This is a genomic window from Arthrobacter sp. KN11-1C (assembly GCF_052180225.1).
GTDB lineage: Bacteria > Actinomycetota > Actinomycetes > Actinomycetales > Micrococcaceae > Arthrobacter.
In genome coordinates, this window is sequence record NZ_CP197467.1 from 1258000 (window position 1) to 1283346 (window position 25347).

The following is a 25347-nucleotide window of genomic DNA, read 5'->3' on the forward strand; positions in this document are numbered from 1 at the left end:
AGGACTCGCAGTGGCTGCATGCATAGAATATGACGCCGAGCGAGGACGTGATTATGGAAACGCCCTCGGAGTCCTATAGTTACGCCGCCGTCGACGATCGGCTGGTACCCGGGCCATGATGGGAGCGGGGAGTAACCAGAAGGAAGATCATGTCTCATCGCCCTGACCTACGCCCTGACGAACAGCAAAGAGGTCGTCGCGAAGCTTCGGTGAGAAATCCTTGCAGCTCTGCTGAAAGTCACTCTCGATGAACAGCTTGACCGCCCGACCTCACCGAAGGTGGGTGTCTCTGCGTTTGTAGGAAAACTGCATGCTGTGGAATTGGATCATTCACATCTCGAATGCCGGATGCGGGTGACATGCACCTGGTGCCGAGTCCGTGCCCGGTTCCGGATAACCTATCGGGAACCTGCCGTTCCGACCTGGACAGGAGCGGCTGAATCGGTGGTGGTGCCGTTCCCGAGTTGGCCGTAGTGATTGTTGCCCCAGGCCCAAACGCTGGAGTCGGCCCTCAATGCGTACCCGGAAACAGCACTTGCACTCAGGGCTTGTATGTTGCTTAGCGCAGTGAGTTGCGTTGGCGCGGCCGAGTTGATGGTGCCGGCTCCAAATTGGAGGGAGTTGCCGTTGTTGCCCCAAACCCAGACGCTCCCATCGGACTTCAGGGCGGTCGCGGCGGAACCTAGGGTGGTGACGCTTTGGATCCCGGCGAGCCCGGAGACCTGGACTGGCGCATTTGCGCCCGCGGCGGTGCCGTTTCCGAGTTGTCCGTATAAGTTGTCGCCCCAGGCCCACACTGTTCCGTCACCTTTTAGGGCGGTCGCCCAGGTACCGCTACTGGACATGGAACGTACGTCGGACAAGCCTGCCACTTGAACAGGGACCGATGAGTTTACCGTGCTTCCATTTCCCAGTTGCCCATATGCATTCCATCCCCATGCCCAAGCGGTTCCATCGGTCTTTACCGCGAACGCGCTGGAGCCATTGATCGAGATGCTTGCGGTGCTGGACATGCCCGTCACGCGAACCGGAACAGCAGAGCTGGCAGTTGTTCCAATGCCGAGTTGGCCTGCAACGTTGGCTCCCCAGGCCCAGACTGTTCCGTCGGACTTGACCGCCAGGACACTTGATCCGTTGCTGACGAGGCTCTGGACGCCGGTCAGGCCAGGCACCTGAACGGGCACCGAGGAACTGGTAGTGGTTCCATTGCCGAGTTGACCGTCGGCATTCCACCCCCAGGCCCATACCGTCCCGTCGGTCTTGACTGCTAGGACGCTCGAACCGTTGCTGGCAATGCTCTGGACGCCGGACAGGGCAGCGACTGGGACCGGAACGTTGGAACTGGTGTTGGTGCCATCTCCTAGCTGTCCCGAGCTATTGGAGCCCCAGGCCCAGACTGTTCCATCGGTCTTGAGCGCATAGGTGGAGTTGTTGCCAGTGAAGACCGTTTGGACCCCGTTCAGGCCGTGGGCCTGAACGGGCATAGCCGAATCGGACGTGGTGCCGTTCCCCAACTGTCCAGAGCCGTTGTAACCCCAACCCCAAACGGTTCCGTCTGTCTTCACTGCAAAGACCGAGTACACAGAGGAACTGCTGGATGTGACGCTCTTGGCCCCCGTCAGACCCGATGGAGCCGCTTGGATGTCGAGGTGGACTGTCCCTGTGACCGTCGAGCCGGAACTGTCGGTCACGGCAACGGTGAGGTCGCTGCTGCCCGGCCCGGTCGGGATACCGGTGATGGCCCCGGTGCTTTGTTCCAGGATGAGTCCGGCGGGAAGTGCCCCGCTAATCCGCCAAAGATACGGTGCGGTGCCTCCTGCAGCGGATAGCGCCGAACTATAGAACGCGCCGGCCGTGGCCGGCGGGAGGCTGGTCGTCGTGATTGTCGGCGGTGTGGGGGTCGGGGAGGGCGGCAGCGGTAGTCCGGGGAATTCGGTGGCGTAGTCCAAGGTCCAGGACCCGAGGCTCCATCTTGCCGTCAAGTTGATCAGGGTGGCATCGAGGAGGACTTTGTCGATGACAGGAGCGGTGAGTTTGACGCCGACGCTGATGGTTCCTTCGAGGAATGCGGTGATTTTGAACTCGGGTCCGGCTGGTCCGATTGTGGCTTCTCCTGTCGCGCCGACCTTGGCGCCGATAGTGAAGACGGGGCCGGCGACGTCGTAGATCTTGGATGTCAGATCGATGGTCGGCCCCATTGATGCGTCGATCTTTCCCGTGATTGATGCTCCGCTGTCCGGTCCGAAGAGCGGGTTGGACAGGGTCGTGACGGGTGCGGTGGTGGCGTTGTGGATGCCATGGTCGGTGCTGTAGTGGAAACCGTAGTCCTGGGTCCGTTGGACGTTGGACTCGACGTGTATGGCGGTTTCGGCGGTGAGTTCAGTATTGAAGGTGATGGTCGCGGTATTGAGCACGATGACCGGCACGGGACCGGCCGGGAAATTAAGGGGCGGCAGGTGGATCAACGCGATGGTCTTTTTAATCTCCTCGGCGGTTTGGACTTTGAGGTAGGCATCCGCTGTGATGCCGGTCTTGGCGTTGGTGGAGAGGATCACGGAAAAATCGTCGACTTTGACCGATGGGATGCCCCAGTTGAAGTGCATGCTGATCATGAGACGGAAGTGGATTCCGATCCCGATTTGGGATTTCGCTTCGGCCGTTACGCCACCGGAGGCCCTTATGGAGGCTTTGGTCGTTGTTGTGGAGGCATCATCGGCGCTGGAGTAGTCGGTTTTGTGCCCGTTGGTGTCGAAGGCGAATTTCGCGGCGATGGATAGTGTGGTGGTGTAGCTGTTGTCGACCCCTACGCTGTTCGCTGTCACTTTGGGTGGGGTTGTGAACGCGCTCATTGCCGCGGGGAGGGTCTGGGGGCTGCCGGGGCTTGGGAGCGGGGCGAGGTCAACGGCTGCGCCTGTTGCCGTGGTCACGGCAGGTCCGGTTCCGGCGACGGTGACATCCGGTGTGTCGTCGGGGGCTGGTGGGGTGTTTGTGCTGATGGCGGTGGGGTCGAGGCTGGTCAGGGGGACGGTCTGATCGATGCTTGCTTGGTGGATGGCATCGGTGAGCGCCGCCGGTGCGGTATCGGCGACCCATCCGGTTGAGGTTTTGTTTATTGCGGTGACTGTGCGCAGGATGCCCGCAGGGGCGGCACTCGTTGGGGCGGAGACGATAACCTGCCCTGGACGGACGTCAGGGGCTTGGGCGAAAGCAACCAAATCTGCGGTGACCATGGTGAGCTGCTGGCTGGGTCTGGTGTTGTCGAGGACGACTGCCTCCGGCGCGGTAAGGGCGGTGCTCGCAGACGGGAGGACCGCGTTGACGGTTACCGTGGCGGTGCCGGTGCTTCCGGTGCGGTCCGTTGCATTGACCGTGAAAGATGTGGTGCCGGACTGTGGAATCCCTGTGCGGTATGACCAGGAAGTGCCGGCCGCGGTTTGCTTGACGACCGCGGATCCGATTACCAACCCTGCCGTGGAGATCGTCACGGATTTCGTCGCGACAGTAGTGTTGGTGAGGGTTCCTTTCAACTCGATTGTTCCTGTGGCGGACAAGTCCACGGTGGACCCGTCGGCGGGGGCGGTGATTTGCACTTTGACGGGACTAGTGGCGGTGGGGGTACCGGAAAGGATGTCACCGACGGGTTCCATCGTGACCGTCGTGTTCCCTGCTGCAAGCGAGGCGGCAGGCTGGCTGCTCTCGGGAATGAGGACGAGTTGGGGTCCTGCTCCGGCGGCGGCGTCGACAAGGATTCCCTGCCCGCGGGTTGTGGCACCGTTGTCCGTCCCGATAGCCAGCCGGGCGGTCGAGCGGGATCCGGTGGCTGTGACCAGTGCCAGCGTGTACGAGCGGTCGGCGAGACCGGGCACGTTGACGGGTGTCGGCGCCCCGGAGGCGATCGGGAGATCGGATGGGACCGGAGCGACGGCGGGGACGAAGCTTCCGGGGACGTTGACGCTGCCGGCATCCTGGACGGCGTCCGGGATGTAGCCGCGCACGTCGAGGCGGAGGGAGCCGCTTCCGGCGCCGAGAGCCGCGCTGATGTTGCCCCCCTCGTCAGGGGTCAGCACAGTGGTGACGGTGCTGCTGCCGGCCGGTATGGGCAGCGACTGCGCGCCGATGACCAGGGTTGTGGGCACGGATGCCTGTACAGTCGCGGTGGAATAAACGGCTCTCACTCCGGTGGACGGGACCCCGCCCGAGCCGGTTACCCCGATGGTGATCGGGGTAGTGGAGAGCTGGCTCCCGCCCAGGCCGTTGGCGGTATCCGCCCGCGTGACGGGCCGGGGAAGGACAATCGTGGAGCCTGGAACCGCCGGAGTGCCGTCGAAAGTGGCCAGAAGTTCCACTTTGACGGCCACCGCGGCGGTCGCCGAAACTTGGGCTGTTTCGCCAGCCACGGGCACAAGGACCGTGGTGGAGGCTGCGGTCCCGGCCCGGGCGACAAGGGCCGGTGTTCCAGCCGCGGAGATGACGCTGTCCAGGGTGGGAGCCGTGGTGCTGAGACGAATCAAAGCAGAGGCATGGCCGGCGCCGGCGGGTCCCACATTGATGGTGTTGCCGGTGGTGGCAACGTCCTGGTCGCGTCCGACGAAGCGGTACATGAATGCAGCCATCGCGTCACGGTTTACCGGAACCACGGGGCGGTACGTGTGGTCCGCATAGCCGGTCGAAATGCCCGCACTGGCTAGCCAACTGATTTCGCTGTAGAACTTCGAGCCGACCGGTGCGTCCGTGAAGGCACTGATCGCGGGGGGAATGAAAGCCGGCTTGCCCGCGAGCCGATACATGAAGGCCGCCATGGCATCGCGGTTGACGGGCTGGATGGGGCGGTAGGTGCGCGCCCCGTTCGCCTCTGTCCAACCGGTGGAAACTCCCTGGTCCGCGAGCCAGGTGATTTCCTTGTAGAACGGCGTGGCAGGTGTGACGTCCGTGAACGGCGAGACCGCTGGAGCGGTGAAATCCGGCTTGCCCGCTAGCCGGTACATGAAGGCCGCCATCGCGTCGCGGTTCACGGGAACCACTGGCCGGTAGGTGTCGTCGGCGTAGCCGGTGGACACCGCTGTGCTGGCCAACCAGCTAATCTCGGCGTAAAAAGGGTTCGACGAGTCCACATCAGCGAACGACGGAGCTTGGACTGCTGCCGACTGCGCCACCGTGAAACCGGCGGCAGGGGTCGGGGACGGACTAAAGCCGGGCATGGCCCCTGCCGTGGACCCAGAGGGTGCGGCCATCGCGGTATCGGGGGGCAGCAAGCCGAACAAGAGCACGAGAGCCAGGAGCAACGCGCCACAGCCCTTGAACGAGCCCCTCCAGAACGAAAAGCGCATTAGAGATCCCCCAAGTTGCACCGCGGCTAAACGATCCGCCCCCAGTATCCGTCTACCACGGATGCGCTGATCATACTCAGACAGACCAGGGCCAAGCTATTGTGAAGATTCGACTCGCCGGGTTCGCGCTTCGCATGACCTCGTCCATCGGTCTTCTCTACCGCAGCATCCGGACTTATTGGGAACCTAGGGCCGGCCAAGAATCAGCACAAACACTCAAGAGCGCACACCAATACATCGCCTACGGCCGCCCTGCCTTCTAGGTGGCGTATGTTTCTGGACCCGGTCCTTATATCGTGCGGCCAGGAGCGTTCCGACTGTTGCCAGGATGGGAATGATCAGGAAGAAGGCGCCGCCTGACTATGTCAACGAATTCTGGCCCCGGGAGGACGGGTTTTTCGGCCCCACTCGTTGGGCCGGTCTGAAAATCCGTAAAGTTAGGCGATGCGGAAGATGAGGCACCGATGAATCAACCAACTAAACCGTTCGCGACAGAACACGATCCTCGGATACGGGTTCATCCTTCTTTCAATCATCGGGATCCTCAGTGGAGTCGGCCAGATCTGGTCCTCGGGAAAGGTGATGCCTGGCCCGTCGACGGTCTTCTTCGGTGTTGTTTTCATCGTCGTCGGAGTCATGAGGCTTCGGGTAAAGAGCACCCCGTGACCGTACTGCCCTGGTAACTTTCGGAACGTTCTTGGCTGCACGCTGTAGAGGTCGATACAGGGGCCATGCCTAACGTTCATTCGTAGCGCAGTCATGTCGACCAATGCGCCCGCCGTTTCTTGCGCCAGGTCTGGATCAATGGGTCTACGTCGTACTATTCCCTCGGTCGCTGAGATTTTCGATAAGCAGATTTTGGAGTGCTTTTTCGAATCCAAATTAGAAGCGGGATGAGAACAACGAAAAGCGCAATTGCTCCTGCAAAAAGCGCCACGATATGGTAGGTGCCCGTGGTTTGCCAGGTTGGCGCTCCAGTGACCGCGAACGATATGCCGACACTGACGCAGAAGAAAGCCCCACCCATCGCCACCATCGTGACTAGAAATTTGAACCAAAAGACCATGCGGTCAGTTCTATGGCTACTCATCCCACCCGTCACCCTCCAATTCAGCAGTTTTACGACGGGGCGTAGCCCCGCGGTGGTCCCGAGGAGGACACCTCTCGCCAGGCAACCCTGCGCCGGAGCCGTAGGAGTAGGTGGCGGCTGCGGCCTGGGCGCTGTCGGTGAGCAGGATAGTCGAGCCAAGCCCGTCCGCCGTGTAGTAGAAGCTCGCCCCGGTGCCGGTGCGCATGCTGATCAGGTTACCTTGCGGATCACGGATGAACGAGGTGGTCGCACCGCCGGTGGTCTGCTGCGTAATACCCAGGGACTCTGGGTGGTGGCGCCCCCGACCTTTGGAGAAAGGAAGGGATCGAGAGCCGTCTCAGCCGAACCTCCCACGGTCACACCGACAATGTCACCGAATGACCCTGCCGAGTCCGTTGCGAATCGACTTTCGCGGGGCGTGATGACCGTTAATCGCGAACGTTGCGTTTCCTGGCGATTGTTCCAAGTACGACGCCTACGAGACATGCGGCTGCCAAAGCAAACAGGAGAATGCCCTTCCATGCAGGTTCCTGCCCATTGAGTGTGATGATCCCAATGACGAACCAGAAAACAGTTCCCATTCCCAGCCAGATTAGAGCAGCGCGTGGTAACTCGAAGAACTTCATCGAGCGTCCTCCTTGTTCGTGGGGTGGGTGAATTTAGTCAGCATGTCGCAGCCGCAACAAAGACACCGGCAAATGCAAAGAGATCTATGCCTGGCAAAAAGACGCCTAGGAACGAGAAACCAAGGCTCACGCGGCATTTCGTCGAATTTTGATCCGATGGTCCATATGTACCGAAATTTCCCTGGGAGGGAAGTGGGCACTGGATCCCGTAGTCCGTTTGATAGCAACCAGCGGCAAGGAGTCCGGATTCGTCGGTCGCGTTGAGAGGATTATCACCCACGTATTGGTATGGGTTTGGTTCCTGACCGCTCGGATCTGCCTGGGTGAAGCGGCCACGGAAGGGGTTGTAGTACCGGGCGCCGAATTTGATGCGGTTGTTGGTGGTGTCGTTGTACCCGCCGGCGTACGTCCAGGGGTTCGCCGCTGCCTGGGCGCCGGAGCTGGTGGTGTTGCCCCAGGAGTCGTAGGAGTACGCGGCTGCCGCGGCCTGGGCGCTGTCGGTGAGCAGGATAGTCGAGCCAAGCCCGTCCATCGTGTAGTAAAAGCTCGCCCCGGTGCTGGTGCGCATGCTGATGGGGTTACCGTTCGGATCCCTGATGAAGGAAGTGGTCGCGCCTGCAGTGGTCTGCTGGGTGATGCCCAGGGACCCGTTCAGGAACGCTGTTGCTCCGGCGGTGAGCCGGCTGTCGTTCCGCGGTCCGTTGTAGGTGTAGTTCGTCGTGGTGCCGCCGCTGGTGTTGGAGGTGAACTGGTCGAAGATGTTGTAGGTCTGGGTGGTGGCGCCGGAGGCGGTGGTGTTGCCGGGGCAAACGTTCGCACGCGTAACCGGATGTCGGCTTTCCTGGGGACCCCACCCCACCGAGTCACGTTCAGGCCTTGAGGATTTTGTCGGGAGTGACTAGTCCGGCCGGTTCGTGCGTCTTTTGGCGACGATTTCCTGTTGCTCTCGAATCGCTGTCCAAGCAAGAGGGATCTCAACTGCAAGGAAAATCGTTGCGGGGATCAGCACGCCCGGCCACGGTTGGAAGAAGGTAATGATGACGGTGGACATAGCTGTCGTTACGACAAACATAATGCTCGAAACGATGGCAAATCGCTTCGCCTTGGGTAGTAAGACAGCGTGGCCGTTCGGCATCTGAACCTCCTCCATTCTGTTCGCGTGACCTTTGCAGCCCTGATCGTCAAGAAACCGAAGCCCATGTCGGCCTGGCTCCGAAAGCATAGAAGACGGCGAGGCCCCGGAACAAGAGTTCTAACTCAATTAGCCGCGTCCGCTCTGGCCGACAGAACTCACTGCCCAAGAAGCGCGGCGATGCCACAGACAATGCTTCCTTGCCAGAGACCGCTCCAGGCCCCAGTAAGAGCGCCGCCCACCGCACCGATCACTGCTCCTCCGGCTGCAGTAGCCACCGCTCCAGGGCCAGTTTCCAGGCCGAGGATGAATCCGCCGACGGCGCCGATCGCTGCTTCGGTTCCGATGCCCCACAGGGTGGCCGAGATGATTGAATCACGAAGGCAACTACCGAAATCGAGGCCTGTGGGGTCTTTAGCGTTGATGGGGTTACAGCCGACGTAGGCGTAACGGTTGCTTTCCTGCCCGGAGGGATCCACCTGGGTAAAGCGGCCGCGGAACGGGTTGTAGTAGCGGGCCCCGAATTTGATGCGGTTGTTGGTGGTGTCGTTGTAGCCGCCTGCATACGTCCACGGATTGGTGGCTGCCTGGGCGCCGGAGCTGGTGGTGTTGCCCCAGGAGTCGTAGGAGTACGTGGCGGCTGCGGCCTGGGCGCTGTCGGTGAGCAGGATAGTCGAGCCGAGCCCGTCCATCGTGTAGTAGAAGCTCGCCCCCGTGCTGGTGCGCATGCTGATGAGGTTACCGCTCGGGTCCCTGATGAAGGAAGTGGTAGCGCCTGCGGTGGTCTGCTGCGTAATACCCAGGGACCCGTTCAGGAAAGCGGTTGCTCCTGCGGTGAGCCGGCTGTCGTTACGCGGCCCGTTGTAGGTGTAGTTCGTGGCGGTGCTGCCACTGGTATTCGAGGTGAACTGGTCGAAGATGTTGTAGGTCTGGGTGGTGGACCCGGAAGCGGTGGTGTTGCCGTTCGCGTCGTAGCTGTAGCTGGTGGCACCTCCCGGCGGGGTCGCGCAGCTCCCGGCGCTGGCCCCGGACCAGCAGAGCTGGTCGGCGCCGTTGTAGGCCGAGTAGACGTTTGCGGTGCCGGTCTTGGTGTCCACCGTCCGGTTGCCGTCCTTGTCATAGGTCCAGGTCTCGGTGGTGGACCCGGTGACCGCGGAGGTGAGCCGGTTGATCTCGTCGTAACCGTAGGTGGTGACGGCCCCGGTCTCGGTAGTCACCGTTTTGCGCAAGGCCCCGTCCTTGGTGCCGTTGACTGTGAAGGTGTAGGCCCGCTTAGCCAGAACTGCGTTGCTGCTGTTGGTTGCAGTGATGGACGTGACCCGGGAGGCGCCGTCGTAGACCGTGGTATTCGTAACCCCGTTGGGGTACTTGGTCGCAGTGCGGCGATTGTTGTTGTCGTAGCTGAATCCGGTGCACTTGGTGCTGTTCGGGAAAGCCGGTGTTGCCGGACATGAGCCGCCGGGTTCAGCGAGGGTGAGCAGCCTGTTCGCGGCGTCGTAGGCGTAGTTCACGGTCCCGGTCGGGTCGGTGAAGCTGACCACGTTCGAGGCCCCGTCGTAGGTGACCGACGTCGTTGTCCCGGAGAACGACTTGGACGTAGGCCGGTTCTGGGCATCCCAGGTGAAATTGGTGTTACCGGTGTCGTCCTGGCTTTGGGTGAGATTCCCTCGTGTGTCGTAGGTATAGGAGACGCAGTTCGAGGCGCAGTTGACGCCCTTGTCGATCTGGATCAGCCGGTCGTTGTCGTCGTAGTCATACAGGGTGACCTGGCCTTTGCCATCGGTGGACTTTGTCAACCGCGACGCGGCATCGTAGACGTTCGTGACTGCCCCGAGTGGGGACGGCGGGGTGACCGTGGTGGGCATGCCCAGTGCCCCGTAGGCATATGTGGTGACGTTGCCGTTGCCGTCCGTGGACTTGCAGACCTGGCCCTTCTTGGCTCCGCAGGTGGTTCCGGCCGCGTCGCCCTGGTAGTTCAGCTTCGGCGTGCCGCCTGCCCCGCCTCCGGCTCCTGGCGTGGTGGTCTGGTACCGGTTGTTGGTGTTCGCGTCGTAGCTGTAGCTCGTGGTCTGGTTTTCGCTGCTGACCGAGGATGTGGGCTGGTAGTTCGATAGCGGGTTGCCGGTGTTGGACGGGTAGGCAAACGTTGTCTCGGCCCCAGCGGTACCACCTGCGGGGTTGGTGACCTTTGTCAGCGAGTTGTTAGCGTTGAACGTGTAAGTGGTGGTGTTACCCAGGGTCGCTTGCGTTGAAGTGACATTGTCGTGACCGTCAACCGTGAACTGTGCCTGGTCTCCCAAGGGATCCTGGGTCTGAACGACCTGGTTCTGGGTGATCGACCGGAAATAGGTCGTTTTCAGGTTCGGGTCTTTCACGTAAGCGAAGAACCCATCGACGGGATAGGAGGCGTAGGTGTACTGCCACACGCTCTGGATCGGCTTTCCGGTGGCATAGGTGGCCTGGCTCAGCCGTGTGGAGGCATCGTAGGCCAGTGTCGTGACGGTCCCGGCATCGTCGGTGATGGTCGTGATCTGGTTGTTCGAGCCGCCGTAGCCGAAGCTCATGACCGCCCCCGTCGCATCCGTGACCTTCGACATGGCCCCGTTGGGTCCCGAGTATTCCAGATAGATGTCCCGGGACAGGGCGTCGTCGTGGATCTGTGAGGGCTGCCCGGCGTTGTTCGGATCGTTGTAGGAGAACGTGACGGGCCGGCCACCGATGGTGTCATTGATCGTGGTCAACAGCCCGGCAGTGTTGTAGGTGAAGGTGATCTTGTTAGGCGCAGTCGCGTTCTGGTCGTCCTGGGATGTGAGCTGGAAGACCGAACCGACTTTGGTGTACTCGTTGCTGTAGCCGGTGTCGTTGAAGCGGATCGTGACCGCTGTGGATGTGAACGTTGTGATGGTTGCGTTCAATCCGGGAGGCATCGCCCAGGCCCCGGTCCCCGCCGGTGCGAAGGTGTAGGTGCCGCCGTCCGGTGCAGTGTAGACCACCGAGTTGTCGCCTCCTACGGTGACCGCAGCTTCCGTCCCACCGACCGAGAGGGTCGGGCGGGTGTCATTGAGGGAGTTGTACCGCCAGCCGATGCCCAAATCCCGGCCCGCGCCCTTGACGTGCAGCAGCTGCCCAGTCAGAACCACGTTGCCGTTGGTCGGATTCCACGACATGGCGGTCATGTCCGTCAGGTGGCGCGTGACCATAGCCGCGGCGCCCCGGTTCCCGGATGCGATCCCGTTGGTCCCGGACGCCGGTGGCAGGACCATCGGCGCGAGACCTTGCCTCGGGACGACTGCGGGCGGCGTGTACCTGGTGGTTAGTGCTTTTGCGGCCGAGACGGTTTGTCCTGGTGGCCGGACCGTTGCCGGTGCCTGCGCGGCCGCAGGCGCGGCCTGCGAGGGCACAGCTAGCCCCGTGAGAATAACTGCAGAAATTGCGACGCCTGACAGAAGAGACCGTAAAGCAGCCATGCTGCGCCCCCGAATGTTCATGCTCCCCAGTGAGCAAATTATGCGCCCCCAGTGAGCACGGAATGATCATCATGCTTACTAATCGCGGAAATCAAGAGTCGACTGTCGGAAATTTTCCTGGCCGACGGGAGGCAGTGTTGTTTCTGCTGGTCTGGACATCGCCGATGTGACAAAACCGTCACTGAAGCATTGCCGGGCCGGCCGGGCCATAGACTTCGACATTTCCCCATGTCAAGCTAGAAATCCTGCCGAAGGCTGACCTGATCCGGCTACCCGTCGTAGTGGACTGCAGGAAACTAAATCCGGCATCCGTGACGGGCATTTAAAGTTCTGTCAATAACTGTCAACCTGTTGACAGTTTCCGCATTTACCTAACGGCGGAGACTGAAGGGCTGGCATTGTCCGGTGGTCGTGGATCAGGACCGCTCGACCGAGTCCTGGCTGCGCTGCCCAGGGTAAATTCGTCGCCAGTATGCCGCTTCGCGGCAGCACAACCATCTAGGGTGCGAGAACAGGCTTTGATGTCCGGGTCCGGTCGTCCAGCTAAGCTGGCAATGACTATTTCACAAGGGGGCCATGACATGAGGGTGTCAACTCGTTTCCGAGCCAAGACTCCACCGCTTCTGGCCTCCGCGATACTGACCGTCGCGTTTCTGACCTCCTGCTCCACAACACCCACGTCAGCCCCGGCCTCGCCGTCGCAGACTGGTGTCTCCTCGACTCCAGCGGCCGTAGTGAGCGCCGCAGGGAATGGTCTGGTCAGGGCCTTGCACCCGAGTTGCGACGTTGGAAACAAGGTCATGCGCTACCTTGCCACAGGGGACAACGGCGGCGACCCGCAGCTTGATGTCTTACTGTCCAAGTACGTCGGCGTTGATCTCCCACAGGCCCGCGCCGTTGCAGATCAACAGATCCAACAGTGCGACGCGAACCTCTCGCAGCAGGAGGCCGCCCAAGCGTCGGCCGCAGCGTCTGCAAGCGCAAAGGCCTCCCAAGCAGCTGTGGAGGCCCAGGCTTCAGCGCAGGCTTTTCAGGACAAAGCGGTACACCTGGCGGTGGAACAGAAGGCCTGCGGAACGATCGGCGGTAACGTACGAGAGAACCTCTTCGGAGATTTGTGCGTGTCGAGCAACGGAGGCAGCACCACCGATGGCAGTCATACATCCTGCGGGTACGCGCAGATCGGATTTCTCCAGGACGGAACCTTAGACAGCGCGGAGATCGCCAATATCAAGAGCGGCTATCCAGGCTGCTTTCCCTAAGGATCCGCGACCCGATACCGGTCAGATCCCGGGTACCGGTGGTGAATTTCCTTCCGGATTTCCCGGATCCGGTGGCCAAGCCGGTGCGCATCTGTGGCCGGTGAATGGATACCGTGGCCTTTATCTTCGAATGTTGTTCCGTGGAGGCATGGCCTGACACGGGCTTGACCTGGTGCGCGCCTTTTCCTCATGGTATTCCTGGTGACGGCCAGTGTTGAAGGGATGTTTTGGCTCATTCCATCGGAGGCTGGGGCGAGCCTGGCGCGTTTCTGAGAAATTCCGAGGAGATCCAGACGGGATACTAAGCACATGACATTCGACAGCGCAGCAAGTGCGCAGACCGAGAAGCATGCCTTCATCTCGTATGTGCGCGAGGATTCAGAGCGAGTCGATCAATTGCAGCGAGTCCTGGAAGCATTCGGGGTGAAAGTCTGGCGAGACAAGAAAGACCTGCCCCCCGGAAGCGACTGGAGAACTGAGATTCGCAAAGCGATCACTCAAGGGAGCCTGGCTTTCATCGCGTGCTTCTCAGAGGCGAGTGCAGCTCGTGAGATCTCGTATCAGTTCGAAGAGTTGGTTCTTGCCGTCGAGCAGTACCGTCTACGTCCGCCAGCCAAGTCATGGCTTTTTCCTGTTAGGTTCGACGACGTCTCCTTGCCGGACTACACCTTGGGAGCCGGCAAGACTCTCGACGACATCCACAGAACCGACTACTTCGGCCCCCAACACGTGGCTGAGCTTGTGAAGTTAGCGAACGCCGTTGCCAAGTTGCTGGGCCCTCAGGCCGACAACTCCCAACCCCTGAACTCAGGTGCCGACACAAGGAGTGCATCGCCCGAGGAGGATCCGGGGCGGGTGGTCAAAGGAATGCTCCGTGACCCGAGCCGTGACATCGACCTGGACGACTTCGTAATGGGGGTCGCGTCGAAGATCAGGAGTCAGCTCGCCGATGATCCACAGTTCTCCGTGGCTCTAGGCGGATCTGAGCCCGACAGCCTGGGTGTCGTCGAGCAGATCGTGGATCGTCTGGCTGCCTACCAGAACGTGCTGGAACCGTTCGCTAAGATCCTCGTCGTGGCCGGAGCCTGGGGAGAGGAAAAGCACGCAGAACTCTGGCGGAGGGCGGCAAAGCTCATTCTCAACGCCCACTCTGACAGCGGGCATGCCAGGCTGGTGGCCCTTCAGCAATTTGTTCCCATGTACTTGTCATATGTGTCGGCGATTGCATCCACAGACAAATCGAATTTTTACAGCTTGGAAGCGCTTCTGGACACACCTATCCGCACCCATCGAGGGCCGGAGCCGGTGATCACGCTGACACATCCGCACTACATGTTCAACCACACCGAGGTATGGGTGCCCACTGCCGTCACCATGAAGGCAGAGGGACAGCCGGTGACGCCTGCGGTAATCGAAGGCTTCAGAACCCGGCAGCAGGGGGCTCGGTTTACCCCTGTACCTACCTACCTTTTCAAGGTCCTGAGGCCGCTGTTCATCGAACTCATCCCCGATGACGAAGACTACGACGAGCGGTTCGACCGGGCAGAGGCACTCCTCGCATTGAAAGCGTGTGTGGCCAAAGTCGAAGCCGAAGAGGCCGGTCACTACGGTATCGGCAAGTGGGACGGCCGCTATACCTGGAAGCCGCGATACATGCACAACGGCCCGGACAAGGCCCTGGCTGATGAGTACAAAGCACAGGGCGAACGTTGGGCGCCGATCACGCAAGGTCTCCTTGGAAAGAACGCCGTACGTGTCCGGGGAGGCCTCAGTGTCGGAAACTTCGACACCCACGCGATCGACGAAGCGCTATCCGAGTTTCTGGATAAGAAGCTCTAGTGGCGTTTGGGACGGTCTTGCCGTGGTCACCGTAGTTCCGGAAAGCGATTTGGACCGGACTCTGCCTTCAAAATGGGGATGTTATAACAACGGCAAGATGATTTGCCAACAGGAGCTCTTGGTGCCCGTTAGCCGGCCTTTCACCGGATACCGCGAAGCCTCACCGGGCAGGTGCTCCGCTACGCCCGGCGCGATCCAGAAGGCTTCGGCTATCTTGTGGCGGGCAAGGCGTTCCTGAAAGGTGAGTAGCTCAGTGCCGACGCTCGCGGAGGCGAACAGCAACATAATGACCGTTATGTTGCCGATGAAATCCGTGACGCTTCGGCGCATTTTCGGTCGGCCGCCCGCACTTCAGAACACGTTCCGTTGGTCTTGGGAGGATGAACTCGCCGACAAGATCCGGCGACGTTTCAGTCTTCTGAACTGAGGCGCTCTTCGGCTGACTTTTTTGCGGGAGCCTCCGCCGGGGTCACGCCCTCCTTCAACTTCAGCAGGTACTCACCCGCGGAGAGTCCGCTCTGCAGGAATGCATTGATCTCTTCGACGGTCTGACGGTCAGGTCTCAGGCCGTCCAGGGCCCAGCTGGCCATCGTGTCGATGGTGAGTTCGCGTTTCTGCTCCGGGGTCAGGACACGGTCAGTTGGTTCGGCGGCCGTCGCTTTCGGCACTCTACGTTTGCCGATATCATCCATGGCGGCCTCCGCCCTCTGGTTCTGCTAGTCCTTCAAGTTTATCGACGGAGAACGGGACCGCGAGTTGTCTCCACGTGGGGACGCATTCCAAGGACGACTTGCTATCCTCGGGGCTGCCTGGTTCCGGCGCTGGTGGTGTTGGATCCACCCCCTGCATTACCTGTTTCTGCGCCTTCGCATGATCACGAAAACCGGAATCGGCGCCGACAGAGTCACCAGTCCTAGCCAAAAGAAGTATCCAAAATTCCCAGCGATCAGCCCACCTATCACCAACAACAAGCCGGCCGCGCAGAAGATAACGAGGGGTGGCTCAGATGGTGATCGGTTGTCCGCCATCCGTGCATCGGAGGCTGCCTTGGAAGCGGCAGCAGTGAAGTCGAAGTCGAATGGCAGTGTCTGGGTCATGGTGTCGTTGGAGAGAGTGGCGGTAGTCATGATGACCCTCGGCTTTCTGTGCAGGCGGTGGATGTTCTTGTCACTGAAAATCCCGGCCACAGCTTCGCTGGGGCCTTAGCTCTTGCCTGGCAAAAGAGAAAGCCCCGCCGGCGAATGAACTGCTCCCCGGAAGTTGGACTGGCTAAGTAAGAGCCTAGGCTGCGAGGGCCTGAGCACGGTATTGCACCGGGCTCAGGCCCTCTAGCTTTGTCGAGATTCTTTCGGTGTTGTACCAGCGGATGTACTCGTCCAGTGCTGTTTCCAGTGCGTCGGTGCTGATGAACTGGACGCGGTGGAAAAGCTCTTCCTTGAGGTGGCCGAAGAAGTTCTCCATTACGGCGTTGTCGTAGCAGTTGCCTTTGCGGGACATCGACTGGGTTGCACCGGCGCCCTCGAGGAGAGTCCGCCACGAGGTGTGCTGGTACTGGAAACCCTGGTCCGAGTGCACGAGCGGTTCTTGCCCGCGCTCGAGCGTTGCCAGCGCCTTACGGAGTGATGTGTTGGTGAGGTTCAGGTTCGGGGAGGGGCCGACCGCGTAAGAGATGATCTGCCGGTCGAAGAGGTCCATGACCGGTGAAAGATAGAGCTTCCGGTCGCCGACGCTGAACTCGGTCACATCCGTCACCCACTTCTCGTTCGGTGTTTTGGCGGCGAACTCGCGGTTCAGCACGTTGGGGGCAACCGTGCCCTGCCCGCCCCGGTAGGAGTTGTAGCGCTTCTTCCGCCTGACCTCGCAGACCAGCTTCAGGGAACGCATCAGCTTCAGCACGGTCTTCTTCGCGACCGCCCACCCCTGCTTGGCCAGCTCGGTGTGGATGCGCCGGTGCCCGTACCGGCCCTGATTCTTCCGGAAGATCTCCGCGACCGCGGCCTTCAGGGCTTCCTGCGGGTCACGGGCCTGAAGGCGCCCCTGGTGATAGAAGAATGTCGACCGGGCAAGCCCGGCCACCTGCAGCAGGACGGGCAGGGGAAAGCCGGCCTTGAGAGCGATGAGGGCCTGAACCTTCACCGTCGTTCCTGCGCCCTCAAGGCCCGCAATTTTCCCAGGTACGCCACTTCCGCCCGCAACCGTTCGTTCTCCCGCCGCAACCGCTCCAGTTCGGGCATCTCCGCGGACGGCGGGGCATCGGGTGCCTTGGGTCTGCCTTTAGGCTTCGGGCGCAATGCGTCGGCACCCTCGCGACGATACGCCCGTGCCCAGGTTTTCAGCAGCACCGGAGAGGACAAGCCCACCTCCGCCGCGAGGTCCGGGGCAGTCTCGCCCGCGATGAACCGTTCGACCAATGCGAGCTTGAATTCGAACGAGTACGCCTGTCTCGTCGGCTTGGCCACCAGCGCTCCTCGACCATGGATCTTCCACCGCCGATAGAGAAGCTTGACCGGTCCGCGAGACACGCCCAGAAACCTCGCCGCCGCACTATCCGCGATGCCTTTCTCAAACCACGCTACAGCGGCCTCGCGCTGATCCTCCGATAACGAACTACGTGCATGCATAAAACTGCTCCCCGGGAGTCGGAACTGAATTTCTCAGTCCAACTTCCGGGGAGCAGTTCAGCGAACCGGTGGGGCATCTTAGGTGGTGCGGGTATTTCTCAGGCTGTCAGGGTCGGGTCTGGCAACACCTCGATGTGCATCGTGGCGCAGAGATCGGCCAGCCAATCCTTGTCAGGCTCCACGGCGAGGATTCTGCCGCTTCCGGGGACCACCGTGAAGTCGTCCTCCGTGACCCGGTCGCCGAAGAACATGTAGGCGCGATCGCTATTGTCCTGCCGCGACATCCACGCAACCCCGTCGAAGCCTGCACCGTGTGCCGCCTCAGCCCATTTGCGGGTCTGCGGGTAGTTATCCAACGGTGTGGTCGTCAGCTGCTCGGGAGCCACCTTCAACGCCCGCAGATCGGTGCCCAGGAACGACGCCAGGCGGACCTCGCGCTTGATTTCCAGGGCGGCCATGACTTTGGTCTCGTAATCCTCGTAGGCGATGGCGCCCCCAGTGACAGGGATGTTCCGGAGGAGGGTTTCAGCCACGGCACCCTTCTCCGTCGCGGCCGTGTACAGCACCGGAATGTGCGGTGTGCCGAAGAAGTGGAACCGTCCCGGGCCCCTGGGTCCGGGGTTGAATTCCGGTGTCCGGAAGCGATTGTCATGCAGGCGGTACATGCCCGTCATGGCACGCATGACGATGGTCCGGGCCTCGAAGGGGACCGGCGGGTCCGGTGTCACCGGGCCGCCGGCCGTTACCAAGTGCCCTCGAACTGGTCGCGGGCAGCGGCCAGCACCTGCTCTTCCTCATGCAGGTGGTCAACCGGCCGGTCCTGCTCGTGGAACAAACTGCTCGGGGACGTCAGCCAGTACACCAGCCCCTCGTCGGACCGCCCGTCCTCCCTGGCTAGGGCAATGAGCTTCGGCATCGCCGGCACCACGGCGCCCTTGTCGGCGTCGAACTGGAACCCGGGGAAGCGATAGGCGTTCCCCCGCATGATGCCAACGATGGTCCCGTCGTTGCGCAGCCCGGACGCCAACGAACGGTTGGGCTTCCTGGAGCCCAGAAGCTCAGCAACCTCCATGCTGGAAAGCATGCCGAATTCCCGCTCGATGCTCCGCCAGATGTTCTCGGCGGCCTGCAGGCTCCGGGCGGTCTGCGGGGAGACCGCCACCGGGCTCGTCGCCATTGCGGCACCGAGGGCATGGACGCCTGCCCGGACATTGCTCCACAGGGCATCGAGTCCGATGGCGTCTGTGAACAAAGGGGTTATCTTGAAATCCGGGACCCGGAGGTGGGCCGCAACGGCTGCATAGGTCTGCAGCTGGTCGAGAAGATCTTCCGGTGGGAGGTGGAGCTCGTCCAGTTCTTTCAGCAGCCGCATCTGCGCCGGGGTTGGGTGCTCAGCTGTGGTCATCGTCACGCCTCGCTCTCGTAGATTCATGACGTCTTTTACACTCCAATCGTATCGTTGTTTACGTCAGCTGGACAAGGGTCTTTTCGGTCGTGTCCGCAGGCGAAAAGAACGCTGCAGCCTATGCGGCAAAGACCGCATCATCGGCTACAGAACCAGCGCAGGTAAAGCCCTCTGCAAGGCGTGCGGGCGGGCAAAAGAGCCCTGCACCGACTGCGGCCGCACCCGGACAGTCGTTGCCCGGCATGGCGGCGCAGCCTTCTGCGACTACTGCAACCGCAAGAACCCGGCATTCTTCCTGGACTGCCGCCGATGCGGCCGCCACGAAAAACTACGCAAAGACATATGGCGCATCGGCCGGCAGGACGTCGAGGACTACATCGCCGAGGCGTACCGGCGCACCGCTGAACGAATTGCCGCAGGCGAGATCAGCGACGATGGCGAAACCGGGGATCAGGAGTAGCTGGTTCCGCGCCGATGTCGCCGCCAAGCAGGACGGTGTCAGGGAGCCTGATTTTCGGCCCCCCATATTAAGAGTTGGAGTGGGGGGCTATCGAATACTTGTTCACATGTAGACAAGTATGTGGAAAACGTGTGTTCGATAAACGTCCAGGATCCGCCCTAAAATTGAGGCGTGATCAAGGCAGGCTCTCCCGAGGGCATGGACCGGATGATGGCGCGCTTGGACGCCGACAAGAACCGGCCGATGGATGACACCTCGCCGATTCGGGACTTCCCCAAGTACGGCCGCCCCTCGTCCAGGTTGGCGACATCTACGGCAAGGCCGTGGCCTGGTCGCGCAGCTACGGGCTGATCGAGTGGCTGGATGTGTCCGGGAAGTATCACCTCGGCTGGGCGCACTCAGGCAGCACTAAGCGGGTGGCGGCGGAGGAGTGGAAGGCTAACAGCGGACTCTAGTTGATGCCACCCGCGTTATTTTCCCGTCTGCGTAGTGCAGCTGGCCCGGGGCTGGGCGGAGATTTCTCGGCAGCTGAGGAGGATGAAATTCTCCCTGATCGACGTCATCTCGCTGCGCAGGTGGATGATAGCGCGGGGCCATTGGGGTCATCAGCCTGGTATTGGAATTGCAGGCTCAGCTCGTCGTATTTGTGAAACAGTTGCACGCTGTCGTCGCTGCCGAAGATTTCCACGTCCAAGGTCGCCGGTGAGAGACCGTGCATCTTGTCAAAGCCGTTTTGGAGCTCGCTGTGAGCTGATCGACCAGATGAGTACGGCGCTTCACGATGTTGAGACCACGCCGCGGCGGATCGTGGAGCCGAGGACTATGTGTGGAACGGAGAGGACGTCGAGTAAGTGGTCTTCACTAAGCGCGATTGGGGTTGGCGGACTGAATTCCCGGACGTGCCCTGGACCGCTACTCCTACGGCACGGTTTGTGCCACCGGCGTCGTCACCGCCCGAAGGCCCGGCTGGAGCCTACTCTGGGTAGGTCTTGGCTGGGCGGAAGGGAACACCAAGGGTGGAACCCCCGCGCGAGCGAGGAAAAGTGCTGTCCCTGCTGGTTAGCCGTTCTGGGTTTCGAGGGCCGCTTGGATGAGGCCGGAGATCTGCTCTTCGTAATCGGCTCGGACACCGCCCAGCTCGCTTTCGATGTAGATGTCCTCCCCGTTGATGCTGTAGACGCCGTAGTCCACGCAGTTGCCGGCGTCGATTCCGAAAGGTGCCAGAGCCGTTCCAATCTTCCCGGAGAGATCTACGTGGGCGTCGTTCCAGTCCTGGCGGGCGCCGTTGTTATCTTCAGAGCCGACGCCGTATTTGGCCTGCTCGGCTGCGGCCGCTTCATAAAGGGCAAGGAAGTCGGCGGGGGATTCGGCGTAGACGTTGGCGACTGCTGCAACTGCTTCTGAGACGCGGGCTTCGAGATTCACTTTGACTTCTTTCGGTTGTGGCTACCGGCTGCGGGGTTCCCTCTCCTCGCATAGCCGATATGCGGCATTTGTCGGGCACTCTTCCTGACCGCTGCTGATCCTGCGGCAGTATCTGGCAAAATGTAACCCCAAGTGAGAGACAGATTCTGCAAGCAGTTTTGAGAGTATCTGATGGGTCTGACGAATACCGTAAGTCGGACTGTCGATAGGGATCGTGTTTTTGAGAGGTCGGCACTACCCGGGGGCTCTTCGCGGTAGCAGATCAGGTGAGCAGAACCTGTAGCGGCAAGCAACGTAACCACCTGTTCACAGTTCGTCAGCGCCGAGGAGGGCGGCCCCTGGTCCTTCCGGCCTGCAAACCGGGAATGGCGGTGTCCAGAAGTTTGACCTTTTCAGCTTCGAGCTCGCCGCGACGGTGCTTCTGCCGCTGCGCATGCATCCACACGCCGAGAGTGCGCTCTGGCTCAGAATCGCACTTCTTGTGGCGGGGCCAATCGTTGCCTTGTTCGCGGAAGTCCACGAGCTGGGCCAGCCGAAGGTGCCACCTGGCTTCCTCGGCCGCTGTTCTGGGGTTCCAGCCGCATCCGAGGACTCGGGCAACGCCCTCGCCATAGGCTGGGTGAAGCCTGCCTTGCGCTGCCTCGCGCCGGCGGTCCGAGAGCCACCGCGCCATTGATCGCTCCTCCTTGTCTTCCGAGCGTTCGCGGGGGAGTCTGCCGTTGGCTTCAATCCAGGCGATGATCTCGTCCATGCGGGCAAGACTCAAGGGGGAGAGCCCCGGTTCGTTGCTGGCCGCGGCCAGGTGTACCGCCTCAAGCTCCGGGTCCCGGCGGCGGCCGATGACGAGGTGATATCCGACGGAGGCGGGCTCGGCGCCAACGAAGTCAGCGACGCGTTTGCGGTTCAGCCCGAGCCGGTACATCAACACCCATTCCGAGTCAGGGGCGCGCCGGAACCGCTTGTCCATGATGGGTGTCATCTTGCCACTGCGTTGGCTTGGAGAGGTCCCCGATGGATGCACGAAAATCGCCTGAATGTGGATGCGGAGGGTACCTTCCATGTGCGGTGGGCGCCGGGCTCGTCTGTGTCGGCCGCCGATGTTCACGCGGTCGTCGCTGCCGTCCGGGGCGTGACTGGAGGCCGGTTGCAACCGATCCTCGTCGAGGTCGTGGACGTGTGTTTGAGTCTCGAGTCCAGAGTGACGCTGCAGGGGGCGCGGTTTGTGTCCGCTGTGGCGCTGGTCGGGGCGACGGTGGTCGACCGGGTGATGGCTGCGGCCCTGTTGCGTGAGCAGAAGTGTCCGCACGCGTACTTCACGTCCGTCGAGGAAGCCAGGGAATGGCTGAATCGGTTGCCGGTTCCAGAGGCGTTGGAAGAATCCGTCGCCTAACTGATGCGTGTACTCTAACCACATGGAGTTCGCCAACGCTGGGGATACGCCACGACGGCGGGTCCCCAGCCGTGCCGAAATGCTTGCCCGGTTCGGACAACCTGTGGGCGTGCTCGCGACCCCGGTGCCCGGCGCCACACTGGGCATCAGCGGCGCAGGGGTCGATGACCGGGTCACGTGCATTGACATTGATTACCGTGTCAACCACCAGCTCGCAGCGCGGGTCCGCACTATCGGCGAATTAATCCCGCCGCCTGCCCACCACCCTCCTCGCGACCTGCTGCGCAGCGCATTGATCGAATTCAGCACCTACGCCGAGCTGGCAGCCGGCGCCACCGCCGCTGACCCGGACCGGCCACTTGGTCTGCAGATCACCCTCCAGCAGGAACAACGAGTCGCACTGGCGACGCCCGCCGCCGTGCAAGTGCTCATCAATGGCCAGACCCACGACGCCGTCACCCTCCATATGCCGGGTTACCGGGCATCTCTGACGAGCCTGGGCCAAACTACCGTGATCTACCTCGGCAACGACGAAATGCCGACTCCCGAGTTGCGGACGACCACCACACCGGAATAGCCTCGCGCGCCCCGGTCTGGTTCCAAGACCGCAGCGTCCGAGATCCGCTACCGGAGCTTCGCCCTGCGTTGCATGACGCCCAAAGACATTGCCAGCTCTTGCCGGGACTTCATTCTGGCCGGCCGGACAGTCGCGGACATCCTGCACGCCCTGGATTGGCGGCCCGAGGGAACACTGTGGCCCCGCAGCGGTGTACCGGCACCGGCGAGCCGATGCGCTCCGGCGACCACCGGCCCGCCGCCAAGACCGCCGAAGACCGACACCGCCAAGCCATTGATCCACGTCAGATCCTCGAAGTCCGGGTGGTTCCTGCTCCAAGTTGGAGCAGGAACCACCCGCCCCGGCTGGCGAACATGGCAGTCATGCGCGGCTACACCCCGAATGCACCGGTCCGCCGGTCATAATGGCCACGTGATCATGTTCGCGAAGGTCCTCACCAATATCCTCTTTGTTGCCGGCTTTCTCGCCATCGCCGTGCTCGCTTCTACGATTAGTTACTTCGGCAAACCGGAAGTAGGGCTGAGCATCATAGTGGTGGCCTCTGTCCTTGCATTGATGCAGGCGGTGGCTGCCGGCATTGTGAACACCCGGCACAAGCGGGCAGTCAAGGCTGCGCAAGAAACTCAGCGCGCTAACGCCGCCACTCCACCCACGACATACAGTGTGCAGGCCACCGAGGCGTTTGACTACGATGCCCAAACGGTCTGGTCGTTGATCCGTCCCGTCCAAAGCGCTGTCCTGCTCACAGACGCCCAACGAGCCTTCACCGTCCCGGGAACCCCAGCCGGGGTAGGAGAGCAGCAATGCTTGATCGGACGCGACGGTACCGCGTCAATCATCGAAGTCATCGGTGAGGAAAGTCCAAAGTGGGCCACAACACGGCCCCTCGCACCCGGCAAGGCCAACACCCGGACCAGCTACACGCTCGAACCCACGCCAACAGGATGCGCCCTGACAATAGGAATGGTCATCGAACTCAAGGCTGGCGACAAGTTTGCCCATGATCCACAGAGTTGGTGGGAGTCTCACGCTCGCAGCTATCTGAAACGGGTGAGTGAGGTCCTCTCCGCCCGACAGGGCTGATGTCCGTCCCGAATGTCAGAGTGAGCGGCTAGACTTTATTCGAACATATTTTCGAATAAAGGTGTGTCATGAGTCTTGCTTTGGACCCTCGCATGATAGACGCGGGGGCGCCTCCGGGGCACGTTCCGGTGGCACCGGTAGCCGTACCGGCAGGCTACCCTTCCCCGAGCCAGGACTATTTTTCCTCTGAGCTTGACCTGAACGAACACTTGATTCAGGACAAGACCAGCACCTTCATCGTCAGGGTGGCCGGGGATTCCATGGAGCCGGGCGGCATCAGTGACGGTGACGAACTCATCGTGAATAAGGCACTCACGCCCAAGGACGGCTCCGTCGTCGTCGCGATCCTCGACGGAGAACTGACGATCAAACGGCTGCGGATCACCACGGCGGGGGTGATCCTGCAAGCGGACAACCCCAAATACCCGCCGATCCGTGTCCCCGAACTTTCGGATCTTCGGATCTGGGGTGTTGCGGTCAGGTGCCTTCACTATGTCTAATACGCGGAATTGCATCTAATTCACCGTGCTCAGCTTTCATGCAGTCCGATCCTTCGGATGTCCGGCGCTCCTGAAGCTGTCGTAAAGTGGCAAACGTCACGGGGCGGCGCTGCCAACGAGGGTGCGCAGGACTGGGCCTTATAGGCCGAGGGCGCGTAGTTGGAAGTCGTTGGGAACCGAGAAGGTTACGAGGTGGAGCCGATTCTCGCCTTTGACGGAGGCGGCAGCCCGGGCCGCTCCGTCTCCGAGGAGGGCAAAGTCGAGCTTATCGCCGGGCTTTGGCTTCGGCCGTGGACCTCGGTCATTGAAGAGCATGGTGAAGATGCGGTCATTCCCCGTGACGTCCTGGGCTTCCAGGTACAACGTCGTGCCGCTCCTGGACTCCGTCCGACCCCGGACCGTGGCGATGATGTTGTACCATCGCGTCTCCTGGGAGAACAGTCGCTTTGTGCTGCGATAGGAAAATGCCCAAAACAGGAGGAACAGGCCCAGCATCACGGCCATGATGGGGGCGATGATGGCTATGCCCTTCCATGCGTTCTCCCGGGGATACCCGTGCCCGAGGACGGCGATGTCACCTGGGTTGTCGGGGTTGAGCGCGAGCTGGACCTGCGTGCCGGGTTGGAGAGATGCCTTGCAGGCTTGGCCGGATTCGACGGTGGCGTGCCGCTGTTGACCGCCCAGGGTGTAGGCGACGCCGAGTGTGCAGTAGTCGTGGTTCTTGTCAGTGTGGGGCTGCTGGCTGGTCACGGCGCCGCCTGTTCGGACGGACCCGGCTGTGAACGGCGCCAGTGCTACGCCGAGTCCGAACCCTGCGGCGATCACCACAGCGGTCAGGGCAACGGCGAAAGCCGTCGCGGTGAGCAGCATCCTTCGCCGCAAGGAACTGCCCGGCCAAGCCGGCGGCTGGTGCGCCAGGTACGGACTGGCCTTCAGGCGCAGACCGTCAGGCAGGGCCACAGACCAGGACTCCCCGTCGCCCCCGACTACTTCGCGTGGCGCCGAGGGCACGTCCTCGCCGACGTGCTCGACCCGCACATCATCCCCTTGTCGATCCTTCATTCCCCCACCTCTCGTAGAACCACGGGAAGTCTATTCCACGGGTGCCGGGGCCGGGCGGTGCACGCCGCGCCCCCTCAAGAC

23 protein-coding genes are annotated in these 25347 nt (G+C 61.6%); 9 read left to right on the forward strand and 14 right to left on the reverse strand.

The window, feature by feature from the left end:
- Nucleotides 1-398: 398 nt before the first annotated feature.
- The 6 genes from ACSBOX_RS05950 to ACSBOX_RS05975 form a co-directional block, all read right to left on the reverse strand.
- Nucleotides 399-5327 (reverse strand): RCC1 domain-containing protein, encoded by a 4929-nt coding sequence (locus ACSBOX_RS05950; RefSeq protein ID WP_442545218.1) that lies wholly within the window; start codon nt 5325-5327, stop codon nt 399-401.
- Between the two features lie 1082 nt (nt 5328-6409).
- Nucleotides 6410-6622, reverse strand: a complete 213-nt coding sequence (locus tag ACSBOX_RS05955; RefSeq protein ID WP_442545219.1) for a hypothetical protein — start codon at nt 6620-6622, stop codon at nt 6410-6412.
- A gap of 223 nt (nt 6623-6845) precedes the next feature.
- On the reverse strand, nt 6846-7043 hold the full coding sequence (locus ACSBOX_RS05960; protein ID WP_442545220.1) for a hypothetical protein: 198 nt from the start codon (nt 7041-7043) through the stop codon (nt 6846-6848).
- Nucleotides 7044-7080: 37 nt separating this feature from the next.
- Nucleotides 7081-7902 carry an RHS repeat-associated core domain-containing protein gene (locus ACSBOX_RS05965; protein WP_442545221.1) on the reverse strand — a complete coding sequence of 274 codons (822 nt, stop codon included), beginning with the start codon at nt 7900-7902 and terminating at the stop codon, nt 7081-7083.
- 39 nt (nt 7903-7941) lie between these two features.
- Complete coding sequence (locus tag ACSBOX_RS05970) at nt 7942-8178, reverse strand: hypothetical protein (protein ID WP_442545222.1); 237 nt, start codon at nt 8176-8178, stop codon at nt 7942-7944.
- A 155-nt stretch (nt 8179-8333) separates the two neighbouring features.
- Complete coding sequence (locus ACSBOX_RS05975; protein ID WP_442545223.1) at nt 8334-11438, reverse strand: RHS repeat domain-containing protein; 3105 nt, start codon at nt 11436-11438, stop codon at nt 8334-8336.
- 1004 nt (nt 11439-12442) lie between these two features.
- Here ACSBOX_RS05975 and ACSBOX_RS05980 point away from each other — a divergent pair.
- Nucleotides 12443-12904 (forward strand): hypothetical protein, encoded by a 462-nt coding sequence (locus ACSBOX_RS05980; protein WP_442545224.1) that lies wholly within the window; start codon nt 12443-12445, stop codon nt 12902-12904.
- Between the two features lie 309 nt (nt 12905-13213).
- The gene (locus ACSBOX_RS05985; RefSeq protein ID WP_442545225.1) at nt 13214-14743 is read left to right on the forward strand and encodes a toll/interleukin-1 receptor domain-containing protein; all 1530 of its coding nucleotides are present in this window, start codon (nt 13214-13216) and stop codon (nt 14741-14743) included.
- 410 nt (nt 14744-15153) lie between these two features.
- Here ACSBOX_RS05985 and ACSBOX_RS05990 read toward each other — a convergent pair whose 3' ends face one another.
- From ACSBOX_RS05990 to ACSBOX_RS06010, 5 genes are all read right to left on the reverse strand, one after another.
- Nucleotides 15154-15435, reverse strand: coding sequence for a hypothetical protein (locus tag ACSBOX_RS05990; protein ID WP_442545226.1), 282 nt, complete (start codon nt 15433-15435; stop codon nt 15154-15156).
- 589 nt (nt 15436-16024) lie between these two features.
- The gene (locus tag ACSBOX_RS05995; protein WP_442545227.1) at nt 16025-16879 is read right to left on the reverse strand and encodes an IS3 family transposase; all 855 of its coding nucleotides are present in this window, start codon (nt 16877-16879) and stop codon (nt 16025-16027) included.
- Complete coding sequence (locus ACSBOX_RS06000) at nt 16876-17364, reverse strand: helix-turn-helix domain-containing protein (RefSeq protein ID WP_442545228.1); 489 nt, start codon at nt 17362-17364, stop codon at nt 16876-16878. Before ACSBOX_RS06000 ends, ACSBOX_RS05995 begins: the two co-directional genes overlap by 4 nt.
- Nucleotides 17365-17462: 98 nt before the next feature.
- Nucleotides 17463-18092, reverse strand: coding sequence for an RES family NAD+ phosphorylase (locus ACSBOX_RS06005; protein ID WP_442545229.1), 630 nt, complete (start codon nt 18090-18092; stop codon nt 17463-17465).
- Nucleotides 18093-18106: 14 nt separating this feature from the next.
- Nucleotides 18107-18769, reverse strand: a complete 663-nt coding sequence (locus ACSBOX_RS06010; RefSeq protein ID WP_442545230.1) for a hypothetical protein — start codon at nt 18767-18769, stop codon at nt 18107-18109.
- 25 nt (nt 18770-18794) lie between these two features.
- Here ACSBOX_RS06010 and ACSBOX_RS06015 point away from each other — a divergent pair, with 25 nt between their 5' ends.
- Nucleotides 18795-19229, forward strand: a complete 435-nt coding sequence (locus tag ACSBOX_RS06015) for a hypothetical protein (RefSeq protein ID WP_442545231.1) — start codon at nt 18795-18797, stop codon at nt 19227-19229.
- 171 nt (nt 19230-19400) lie between these two features.
- Nucleotides 19401-19580 (forward strand): hypothetical protein, encoded by a 180-nt coding sequence (locus ACSBOX_RS06020; RefSeq protein ID WP_442545232.1) that lies wholly within the window; start codon nt 19401-19403, stop codon nt 19578-19580.
- 708 nt (nt 19581-20288) lie between these two features.
- On the opposite strand, the gene ACSBOX_RS06025 is transcribed toward ACSBOX_RS06020, so the two are convergent.
- Nucleotides 20289-20654, reverse strand: a complete 366-nt coding sequence (locus ACSBOX_RS06025; RefSeq protein WP_442545233.1) for a hypothetical protein — start codon at nt 20652-20654, stop codon at nt 20289-20291.
- A 316-nt stretch (nt 20655-20970) separates the two neighbouring features.
- Nucleotides 20971-21633, reverse strand: coding sequence for a helicase associated domain-containing protein (locus tag ACSBOX_RS06030; protein WP_442545234.1), 663 nt, complete (start codon nt 21631-21633; stop codon nt 20971-20973).
- A 36-nt stretch (nt 21634-21669) separates the two neighbouring features.
- Here ACSBOX_RS06030 and ACSBOX_RS06035 point away from each other — a divergent pair, with 36 nt between their 5' ends.
- The 5 genes from ACSBOX_RS06035 (at nt 21670) to ACSBOX_RS06055 (ending at nt 24204) form a co-directional block, all read left to right on the forward strand.
- Nucleotides 21670-22044, forward strand: coding sequence for a DUF7793 family protein (locus ACSBOX_RS06035; RefSeq protein WP_442545235.1), 375 nt, complete (start codon nt 21670-21672; stop codon nt 22042-22044).
- Nucleotides 22045-22066: 22 nt separating this feature from the next.
- A complete protein-coding gene (locus tag ACSBOX_RS06040; RefSeq protein ID WP_442545236.1) occupies nt 22067-22621 on the forward strand; it encodes a hypothetical protein in 555 nt (184 codons plus the stop codon).
- A 176-nt stretch (nt 22622-22797) separates the two neighbouring features.
- A complete protein-coding gene (locus tag ACSBOX_RS06045) occupies nt 22798-23025 on the forward strand; it encodes a hypothetical protein (protein ID WP_442545237.1) in 228 nt (75 codons plus the stop codon).
- A 7-nt stretch (nt 23026-23032) separates the two neighbouring features.
- Nucleotides 23033-23704, forward strand: coding sequence for a hypothetical protein (locus ACSBOX_RS06050; protein ID WP_442545238.1), 672 nt, complete (start codon nt 23033-23035; stop codon nt 23702-23704).
- A 68-nt stretch (nt 23705-23772) separates the two neighbouring features.
- A complete protein-coding gene (locus ACSBOX_RS06055; RefSeq protein WP_442545239.1) occupies nt 23773-24204 on the forward strand; it encodes a LexA family protein in 432 nt (143 codons plus the stop codon).
- 138 nt (nt 24205-24342) lie between these two features.
- On the opposite strand, the gene ACSBOX_RS06060 is transcribed toward ACSBOX_RS06055, so the two are convergent.
- The gene (locus ACSBOX_RS06060; RefSeq protein WP_442545240.1) at nt 24343-25266 is read right to left on the reverse strand and encodes a hypothetical protein; all 924 of its coding nucleotides are present in this window, start codon (nt 25264-25266) and stop codon (nt 24343-24345) included.
- Between the last annotated feature and the right edge of the window lie 81 nt (nt 25267-25347).

Bases quoted from the DNA above. Each gene is read 5' to 3' on its own strand.
- ACSBOX_RS05950 (WP_442545218.1), bottom strand. From the start codon at position 5,327: ATGCGCTTTTCGTTCTGGAGGGGCTCGTTCAAGGGCTGTGGCGCGTTG.
- ACSBOX_RS05955 (WP_442545219.1), bottom strand. From the start codon at position 6,622: ATGCGCACCGGCACCGGGGCGAGCTTCTACTACACGGCGGACGGGCTT.
- ACSBOX_RS05960 (WP_442545220.1), bottom strand. From the start codon at position 7,043: ATGAAGTTCTTCGAGTTACCACGCGCTGCTCTAATCTGGCTGGGAATG.
- ACSBOX_RS05970 (WP_442545222.1), bottom strand. From the start codon at position 8,178: ATGCCGAACGGCCACGCTGTCTTACTACCCAAGGCGAAGCGATTTGCC.
- ACSBOX_RS05975 (WP_442545223.1), bottom strand. From the start codon at position 11,438: ATGGTCCTGCCACCGGCGTCCGGGACCAACGGGATCGCATCCGGGAAC.
- ACSBOX_RS05980 (WP_442545224.1), top strand. From the start codon at position 12,443: ATGCGCTACCTTGCCACAGGGGACAACGGCGGCGACCCGCAGCTTGAT.
- ACSBOX_RS05985 (WP_442545225.1), top strand. From the start codon at position 13,214: ATGACATTCGACAGCGCAGCAAGTGCGCAGACCGAGAAGCATGCCTTC.
- ACSBOX_RS05990 (WP_442545226.1), bottom strand. From the start codon at position 15,435: ATGGATGATATCGGCAAACGTAGAGTGCCGAAAGCGACGGCCGCCGAA.
- ACSBOX_RS06000 (WP_442545228.1), bottom strand. From the start codon at position 17,364: ATGCATGCACGTAGTTCGTTATCGGAGGATCAGCGCGAGGCCGCTGTA.
- ACSBOX_RS06010 (WP_442545230.1), bottom strand. From the start codon at position 18,769: ATGACCACAGCTGAGCACCCAACCCCGGCGCAGATGCGGCTGCTGAAA.
- ACSBOX_RS06015 (WP_442545231.1), top strand. From the start codon at position 18,795: ATGACGTCTTTTACACTCCAATCGTATCGTTGTTTACGTCAGCTGGAC.
- ACSBOX_RS06030 (WP_442545234.1), bottom strand. From the start codon at position 21,633: ATGACACCCATCATGGACAAGCGGTTCCGGCGCGCCCCTGACTCGGAA.
- ACSBOX_RS06035 (WP_442545235.1), top strand. From the start codon at position 21,670: ATGCACGAAAATCGCCTGAATGTGGATGCGGAGGGTACCTTCCATGTG.
- ACSBOX_RS06040 (WP_442545236.1), top strand. From the start codon at position 22,067: ATGGAGTTCGCCAACGCTGGGGATACGCCACGACGGCGGGTCCCCAGC.
- ACSBOX_RS06055 (WP_442545239.1), top strand. From the start codon at position 23,773: ATGAGTCTTGCTTTGGACCCTCGCATGATAGACGCGGGGGCGCCTCCG.
- ACSBOX_RS06060 (WP_442545240.1), bottom strand. From the start codon at position 25,266: ATGAAGGATCGACAAGGGGATGATGTGCGGGTCGAGCACGTCGGCGAG.